Source organism: Succinivibrio dextrinosolvens DSM 3072, from assembly GCF_900167015.1.
Taxonomy (GTDB): domain Bacteria; phylum Pseudomonadota; class Gammaproteobacteria; order Enterobacterales; family Succinivibrionaceae; genus Succinivibrio; species Succinivibrio dextrinosolvens.
In genome coordinates this window covers 1-1,625 of sequence record NZ_FUXX01000094.1, presented here as the reverse complement: position 1 = coordinate 1,625, position 1,625 = coordinate 1, and the positions used below count along the sequence as shown (strand labels likewise).

Genomic DNA, 1,625 nt, shown 5'->3' with positions numbered 1-1,625 from the left:
TGAACTAATTCAGCAACGGATCGCAACTGGTAACAGTTGCATATCCTTTAATTTATGAGGATCCTAGAATAAATTTCTTAAGATCCTAGGTATGTATGTTTATATCTAGGGGTACTGATTCTGCTTATAGCGATATCACAGGCTCGCTCTAGCATTTGTCCTCCGTATTTTGAACTTAATCTCAATACGGCAAGGCAGGGATTGTACCCCTGTTCATCAAAAGTACAGGATTTGAATATTCTGTTAATGACCTCCTGAGTCTTTGGACCAATTTTTTTAGACCAGTTTTCTATTCGTTCTCGATTGAACTCAACGTATTTTGTTTGTTTTGGTAGATCCTCCTCTCGAGTTCTGTATTTATTGGTGTTCCAAACGGGAAATTTTTCATGACACGCTACCAGCTCATCACCGACGTAGATTCTCAGCATATTTGAATTTGAGCTTTCACATACAGACACTTCATATCCAATTAAGCGGAAAGGGCAGGAGTAAAAGTTTTTCTTGTATGAGATATGACAGTTATTCTGAACTTTGACGTGATATTTCCATTCGCAGATTTCAAAGTCCATTGGTGGCAACGGCTGTAGATAAGGTTGTTCTGCAAGATATTCTGTATATCTTGAGCCATCTCTTTTTGTGAAAGGTCTTTCATTAAAATTCTTCAGAGCAACTCTCACATCATTCTTGAGCTCAGTGAATGTGTAATACTTCTTATTCCTTAATGCTGCCGTAATTGCTGTTGTGATAGCTCCAACTGTTCCTTCAGCAATAGCTTTATCCTTTGGCATTTTTACTCGGGCGGGCAGAATTGCAGTATGATAATGCTCTCCTAATTTCTCATAGTCTCCCTGCAATACTATCTCGCCTTCATGAGGATGGGCGCTTACACCTGTTTTTTAAATTGTCACAGATAGTTCTTATCGGTACGCCTCCAAAGTGCTTAAACATGTTAACGTTGCAGCGTATCCATGTTGGTAATTTCATATCCAGACAAGGTTCAACATAGGTATAGTGACTGTAGGAAAGCACTCCAACAAATAAATATACCTTCCTTGAAAGGTCTCCCTCATACAGCGACATTGTTTTACCTGCCCAATCAACCTCGCATTTCTGACAAGGCTTTTGTTCAAGATGACTGGTGAAGTCTTTTTTATTTACGTAATCGTTATAACCTGTACAGAATTTTGTATATTTATACGGAATACCTCCTTCCTTTCTTGTTTTATCAGAGTATTCAAGCCATAACAGACGTAGAGTTACCCCGACTCTTTTTAATTCTGAATGTACTTTTGAATAATCTGGAAGTGTGTATACAATGTCATCATTGGTAAATTTGTTTGGAAAGATTATTCGATAGACGTCATCATCCGATTTGTTCTCAATATCACTGTATTTAAGAGCAAGTTCCTGAGCTCTTTTGAAGACCTCGTTAACACTTCTTCAAGAAATATGGCGGGATGAAGCAATATCAGATCGACTAAGACCTTTTTCTTTTAGTTCAAGGATCAGTTTTACACGAATTTTATTCATAAAAAAATCTCCATAAATCAATTTGTAATTCACAATGAATTACATTTGGAGATTAGAAGATCATTCGTGAAAAAATGGTGCTCCCACTGTGAATT

1 protein-coding gene is annotated in these 1,625 nt (G+C 37.2%); it reads right to left on the bottom strand.

The genetic code is table 11. The annotated features are described in order from the left end of the window. Positions 1-77 precede the first annotated feature (77 nt). The gene (locus B5D46_RS11935) at positions 78-854 is read right to left on the bottom strand and encodes a Mu transposase domain-containing protein (protein WP_078929646.1); all 777 of its coding nucleotides are present in this window, start codon (positions 852-854) and stop codon (positions 78-80) included. Positions 855-1,625: the final 771 nt, after the last annotated feature.